Origin of the sequence: Bacillus sp. FJAT-47783 (assembly GCF_022808615.1) — a bacterium.
Classification (GTDB): domain Bacteria; phylum Bacillota; class Bacilli; order Bacillales; family Aeribacillaceae; genus Bacillus_BZ.
Genome location: NZ_JAKZKS010000027.1, coordinates 41,962 through 48,338, shown reverse-complemented (window position 1 = coordinate 48,338; position 6,377 = coordinate 41,962). Strand labels below are relative to the sequence as shown.

The following is a 6,377-nucleotide window of genomic DNA, read 5'->3' as shown; positions in this document are numbered from 1 at the left end:
GCCCAACGATTAGCAACCTACTGATGATGATAAGGAACACGTTGGTAAGCCGTATGCCTTAATAGGGCACGTACGGTTTGATGAGGGGGTAGCCTTGAAAGAGGTTACCCTACTCTATACCCTTAGTAGGTGCTTTCTTCTAACCTTTTGAGTGCTTTCTCATATGCTGCCTTTCTTTCTCTTTCCTCCCAATCGAGTCTTTGTAAAATTCGCTGCCAATATATATTTCCTTCATCAGCGTAAGATTTTGCAGTTTCTCTCCACAAATATGCTTCGGCCTCTTCAAGGACAATATAATGCCGACTATGGATTTTAAAGTGAGGCATACCATCATCTCTGATTAGACTATATATCGTAGACGGACTTGTTCGAAAATGATTTGCTGCTTCTTTGATAGTTAGAACTGTCCTGCCATAGTAGTTTTCTTTATCCTTTTTTGCAAAATTCTTAATTTCATTAGAGAAACTGGCTAATTCTTCTCTTATTATTTTCCTAAGAATATCATCAATCATTTTTGGTTCCTCCTTTGTTTTATGAAATTTAGCAATTTCAGACTGTACAGTTTTTACGTCCCAATTATTGTCTGGATCAGACCAACCTGATTTTTTATAATTTTCAAGTGTTTCTTTAATTTCCTCTTCATTTAGAATTATTCTAGATTTAACCTTTCTATGGGGCATTGCTCTAGAAAACGTTAATTGCCGTATTGTGGATGAGCCGATACCAGTCATTGAGGATACTTCTTTAATGGTTAGGTATTTCTTAGGTATATATTGTCCACTCTGATATAAGTAGTTAACCGAAGTACAAACTTCTTCCCTAATTATGGTTTCCAAAAGGAATTCAAAAGAAAAACTATTTAACTGCATGTCTATTCATTTGCCACCTTCCTTTTTATAAGATGTTTTGCCACACTAATTCTCCAATTTTATGAGAGTCTATCCTCTTTCCTTCCAAACTAACTTTGAAGTCATGCTTCTTATAAAAGTGTACTAATCTATCTAAATGGTCACTATCAACATTTGATATCCAGCCTGAGATATTATTTATATTTCTTGCTTTTGCAATTTGTATAAGATTGCTAAGAAGTATACTTCCATAACCGTGATTAGAAAGAGGCTCTGCAATTTCAATATCCGCTAGAGAAATCATGTTAAAGTCTGCATTAAAAAAAGCCTTTAACATGGGGTCAGGGTAGTGAGTCCCATCTTTAGAAATAACTCTTATCCCTAGAATAATGCTTGTTTCTTCATGGTTTGGAATGTCCTCATAGAAGTGTCTATATAGAATTAATATTTCTTCCCCTTTTGGAATTGTTGATATTATTTCAAATCCTCTTTTTGAAATCAATTTATTATGGTACTTCACCTCGTATTCAAGATCGTTTTTTCGTTGTAAAGGTGATATTCTATTTTGATTAAAAAGTTCATTAAGGAAATCCATTAGACATTCTCCGTTCTATAATTTAGAAATAGATTTAAACAATATAAAAACGAAGATACGTTCGTCTTTTATCTAATCTATTATATAATCTATGGTACTATTCAACTACAGAATTTTACAAATTGATTATAGGGATATTAGAAAGGTCTTATAGGTTTGAATATCACCCAAAAATCAGTTGTTAACAGCCTCTGAAATCAATTTTAGGTATGCTACTTATATATAAGCATTAAATTTATTTTTTCTGTATTTAGCCCTTAATATCAAGGTATTTACTCCATTATCTTGAAGAGTCGTTATGTATAAATTTTTCAAAAGATAATGGAGGAGATACACTTGAAACGAACAAATCACTTAAGAAAAACAAAGGAAAATGTAATTGTTGAGTTCCATCACGAAAATTTCCTTTTTATGATTACACGCTTTAAAAGAATCAACTGGCAGCAATACAAGGGGTTCACTCAATATCAGTACTTTTTATTTGTATTCGACAAAAGGTTGGAAATGGTTAATAAAGAGAATTCTTTAACAACCGATGTTTTTAATACAAAGGTCAGAGGTAATGTTTATGCAACCTTTGAAGATCTAAAGCAAAATATAGATGCTATTTTGAGTGAGTATATTTTAGTTGATGATGAGATTTTCGAGTGTTTAAAATTGGTTGGAAAATTAAATCCTATTTATTTAAACAAAGATGAGGAGTAAAACCCTTGTCTTTTTTAATTACTAAATTTCCGAATGTGTAAAAAAATTCTTGTTCTGAAAATGCAGTGATCACCTCATAAATGTTGAAGTAAACAGTAGAGGGAGGTGTGAATATTGCTTAAATTGAAGGTAGAAGAATTAGTAGAAATAAATGATTTTTATAATGGTGCATCTAGGGTAACGATAACCAATGCAACAGGCAATATGGTTCTTTTTGAACTTTATGATGGTCGTGACATAGAAGAATTCATTCTTAGTAAGAGGGATTTGATAATGGTACTTAGAAATTTTTATGTAGAGGATATTTGTGACATTGTTCATTCAGGAGTTTATGGTTTTATGGATGTAAAAGTAGATAAAACAAGTGAACATTATCCTGTGCAAATCTCTGTTGAAGATGGACATAAGTATTACTGTAATTTAGAGGAACTTAATTACATATATGAAATAATTGATTACCAAAAAGAAGTGTTAACTTTATAAAGGTTTGATTGAAGACAGAAATGGTGAACTAAAGACAGGTCATAATGATTTCATGTGAGAGAAAATCATATAAAGCATAGGTAAAATAGGTGACTAAAAGGCTCCGCTCAATTATTGAAACTATTATATTATGCGACAAAGTTTATGATAAAATAGGAATAAAGTTGGAAATTGTTGTTGAGGAGGAATAATATATTATGGCTGTAAAAGCAGATATAGATTTTCAGAAAGACTTATTTGATGCGGCGACTAGGATGCGAGGAAGTATCACTCCATCAGATTATAAACATTATGTATTACCATTGATATTTCTACGGTATGTATCATTACGTTTTGATAAGCGAAGAGCACAAGTTGAAGTAATGGAGAGGCTAATGACCTCTCCTGTTGTTATTTTACCCTATCCAACGTTACGGAGAACCGTATCACAAGTAAAAGTAAAGCAGAAGTTTGAAATTACTATTTAGTATTAATTATTTTCTGGTTGCATACTAAATGTTAAATATTTCATTTAGAAAGTGAGGATCGTTGACAAAGACTGTTCCACGTGAAACAATATTCCCATTTTTACCGAAAATCCTCTCAATCAGAGTATAATAAAGGTGGATACATAAAAATTGTTGACATAAGGAGGATATAATGAAAAAGAATGTGCATGTTGTTGGTGCTGTCATTATAGAAGATGGAAAAATTTTATGTGCGCAAAGAGGAGAAGATAAATTATTGCCTTTGAAATGGGAGTTTCCAGGTGGAAAAATTGAAAAAGGTGAGTCACCAGAGGAAGCATTGCGTCGGGAAATTGAAGAAGAAATGGACTGTAAAATCGATATTGGTGAACAAATTGAACATACAGTTTACGAATATGATTTTGGAATTGTTCATTTGACGACTTTCTCTTGCCGAATTATTGAAGGAGTTCCTGTGTTAACGGAGCATATGGCTGTTAAATGGTTAGAACCCCATGAATTAAAGTCCCTAGATTGGGCGCCAGCGGATATCCCGACGATTGAAAAATTATCTGAGATCGAGCTTTCGAAAAAGTAGAAGTAGAGAGGCTATTCCATAAGTTCAATTAAACCAATTATGGATGGTCTCTTTTTTTATTCGGTCAGTTGCCTATTCGATTTGGATAAACAACTATTGCGTACAATGCTTGTTCACATTAAAATGGGGATAACAACTAAACGGTAAAAAATGGTGATCAAATGGGTAGTTTTATTCAAAGTTTAGAAGCATCTTTACATAAAGGTTTTATTAATCAACAATCTAGTAAGATTGGAAACTATAAACTTAAGTTATTGGTTAATAATACCGAGTCAAATTATTAGTAAAACAAAAACTTCGGTTCTTGATAAAAAAAGTACCGTATTCGTTATTCTTGAAAGTGCCAATTAACCTCAGAAACGAGATATACAGATAAGTTCTCAGTTAATATAAGTCAAGAACTTGTTTTTGAAGGTCCATAATTCTCAAATAGAACATTTAGGTTATTTAATTACAATAAATTGTTATAACAAAGATTCTTTTTATTATAATATTACTCTTTAAATCACATATGAATGGGGTGAAAGATTAATGTCTATAGCTTATTATTATAGTCTTTTAAGAAAACAGCAGAATCAGTATCAGAGGCTCCAAAATTGCAAGAGACAACTGGTTGAGAAACAGCAGGAATATTCCTCTTATCGGCAGAATGTGACAGATCCTGATCTTTCTTCTAATACATGGCATGGAACACTTGCGACGAGGTTTCAAGAGATCAGACTGGAAGGTATGCTTCAATCTTACTTAGATATAGAGATAGAACAATTTAGTAATGTTTTTACAGCTTTGGATAACACAATACAGCAAATTCAAAGTGAAATTAACTCTACTAAGCAAACAATAGCCGATCTTGAGGCGAAGCTTGCTGAAGAAATAATCCATAAAAATTCGTAAAATAACTATTTAATAGTACGATAATATGAAAAGTTGAACTGATCCAAACAGGAGGTGTACATGAAATGGAAGCAGAAATCAATTTCAAACAAGATGAGATTGAGCGAGCGCTTTCTGAATTAAAATTATCTACTACAGCTCTCCAAGCATCGTTTCCTTGTGACATTACCGGTAATAATATGCTAGAGGTTGTAGATAAATTGAATAAATTGAATCAAACAATAAACCAATTAACGGAAGCTTATAAAGTGTTACTTTTAAAGAATGAAGAATTAACTAGCCAATCTGTTCAGTTGATGGTAGAGGCTGATCTACAGATTTCCTCTAGTATAAAGTCAAGATTAGGAGGTGAACGATGGTGAAAACGTTAGAAGTGCAATCTTTTCAATCCGGATTGAATCAAATTTTGGAAAAGTTGAAGCAGCTGGAAGAACAGATAAAACAAGTAGAAAAAGCTGTAAGGGGGATTGTTTCTCTTGAGGATTCCCTTAAAGGGAAGGGAGGTCAATCCATTAGATCCTTTTATCAGGATTGTCATCAGTCATTTTTAGTATTTTTTCAGCAGGTTATTCAACATTATGAAACCACTTTGAAAAGCATTAAAAATGCAATTCAATCAGTTGAACCCAGATCAGATGGATTTATCAGCCAAAGTTTTTTGCAACACGAGTTAGAAGCAGGGCTTAACAAGACAAGAGACATAACAATGGAGCTAACGAACGAGACAAACAATACAATATTAAGTGTCCAAGATATTGTGGAGTTACCAAGAATTGATGATCAAACTTTTTTCCAGTATGTCGATGAAGCTAAACGTCAAAAGGAACATACAATTGAGAAGTTACATATTTTTGATCAAGAACAGACAAGTGCTCTTGATACAGTCGAGCAGGATCTGCAAAAAATGAGACAATATGTCCAGCAGATTCAGACGTTGTTTACGAATGGCACTCTTTCTATTGATACGTATTCTCCTAATCGCTCCTATAGTAACAACCAGAATATAGGTGATCCAAATTCAAATTCTTCAATTGCAAATAATCAGAGGGTTTTAACGAATGGGGTGGAAGTAGCTGATCCTCAAAATATCCCAGATATGGAATGGGATCCGACTCCGACATTAGGGTTGAATTTTGATCAGTGGAAGGAACAGCCAGTCAATGCTGGAACTAACCTTGGAGTTCTAACAGCTACCGCCTATGGAGCTGCAAAAGATGTAAAACTTGCTAACAAAGGATTTGGAGTATCAAGAACTACTAAAGTCACGGGCCAAGGAAAAGAAAGGGTCGTTGTAAAAGTAAATAAGCCTGAATTAGGGGGCTTTAACAAAAAAACCTATTCAGGTACAAATGCTACAAATTATAACAAGTTATATAAGCTAGTTGATCCAATGACTAAAGTAAAAGACTCTTTTAAATGGTCTAGTAATCGTATTGGCTATATTGGAGTAGGGGTTACAGTTACAGGAGATATTGTTCATGGTGTCCAAAAAAATCAAACAGGAAGTGAAATTGCAGGAAATGTCACAGGTGATGTTGTAGTAGCTGGGGCTTCAATTGCAGCAGCGGCCTATACAGGAGCAAAAATAGGAGCTTTGGTCGGATCGTTTGGTGGTCCGGTGGGGTTTGCTGTTGGAACTGTTGCCGGAGCTGCAGCTGGGATAGTGGTGACATCTTTGCTTAGTGATTTTAAATTCATGGATGTTGATAATGATGGAAAATCAGATTCTATCGGTGACGCGATTAAAAAAGGAACGACAGGCTTAATTAATAAGGTAGGCTCTTGGTTTAAATAATAGAGTAAGAGGT

8 protein-coding genes and 1 pseudogene are annotated in these 6,377 nt (G+C 33.6%); 7 read left to right on the top strand and 2 right to left on the bottom strand.

All coding sequences use genetic code 11. From position 1 onward, the window contains the following. Positions 1–122: 122 nt before the first annotated feature. Both MLD65_RS15670 and MLD65_RS15665 read right to left on the bottom strand, forming a co-directional pair. A complete protein-coding gene (locus MLD65_RS15670) occupies positions 123–869 on the bottom strand; it encodes a helix-turn-helix domain-containing protein (protein WP_243292794.1) in 747 nt (248 codons plus the stop codon). Positions 870–894: 25 nt separating this feature from the next. Then, positions 895–1,443: a GNAT family N-acetyltransferase gene (locus MLD65_RS15665; protein WP_243292793.1), complete on the bottom strand. Its 549-nt coding sequence runs from the start codon at positions 1,441–1,443 to the stop codon at positions 895–897. 336 nt (positions 1,444–1,779) lie between these two features. Here MLD65_RS15665 and MLD65_RS15660 point away from each other — a divergent pair, with 336 nt between their 5' ends. The 7 genes and pseudogenes from MLD65_RS15660 to MLD65_RS15630 all read left to right on the top strand — a co-directional run bounded on the left by MLD65_RS15660 (position 1,780) and on the right by MLD65_RS15630 (position 6,364). Then, the gene (locus tag MLD65_RS15660; RefSeq protein WP_243292792.1) at positions 1,780–2,148 is read left to right on the top strand and encodes a hypothetical protein; all 369 of its coding nucleotides are present in this window, start codon (positions 1,780–1,782) and stop codon (positions 2,146–2,148) included. A gap of 114 nt (positions 2,149–2,262) precedes the next feature. Then, entirely contained in the window at positions 2,263–2,631 is a 369-nt protein-coding gene (locus tag MLD65_RS15655) for a hypothetical protein (RefSeq protein ID WP_243292791.1), read from the top strand. 197 nt (positions 2,632–2,828) lie between these two features. Further along, a pseudogene (locus MLD65_RS15650) lies at positions 2,829–2,990 on the top strand (type I restriction-modification system subunit M N-terminal domain-containing protein); the annotation flags it as partial. 280 nt (positions 2,991–3,270) lie between these two features. Next, a complete protein-coding gene (locus tag MLD65_RS15645) occupies positions 3,271–3,675 on the top strand; it encodes a (deoxy)nucleoside triphosphate pyrophosphohydrolase (RefSeq protein WP_243292790.1) in 405 nt (134 codons plus the stop codon). Between the two features lie 531 nt (positions 3,676–4,206). Next, complete coding sequence (locus tag MLD65_RS15640; RefSeq protein ID WP_243292789.1) at positions 4,207–4,569, top strand: YwqH-like family protein; 363 nt, start codon at positions 4,207–4,209, stop codon at positions 4,567–4,569. A gap of 65 nt (positions 4,570–4,634) precedes the next feature. Further along, on the top strand, positions 4,635–4,931 hold the full coding sequence (locus tag MLD65_RS15635) for a YwqI/YxiC family protein (protein ID WP_243292788.1): 297 nt from the start codon (positions 4,635–4,637) through the stop codon (positions 4,929–4,931). Continuing rightward, positions 4,925–6,364 carry an LXG domain-containing protein gene (locus MLD65_RS15630; RefSeq protein ID WP_243292787.1) on the top strand — a complete coding sequence of 480 codons (1,440 nt, stop codon included), beginning with the start codon at positions 4,925–4,927 and terminating at the stop codon, positions 6,362–6,364. Before MLD65_RS15635 ends, MLD65_RS15630 begins: the two co-directional genes overlap by 7 nt. The last annotated feature ends 13 nt before the right edge of the window (positions 6,365–6,377 follow it).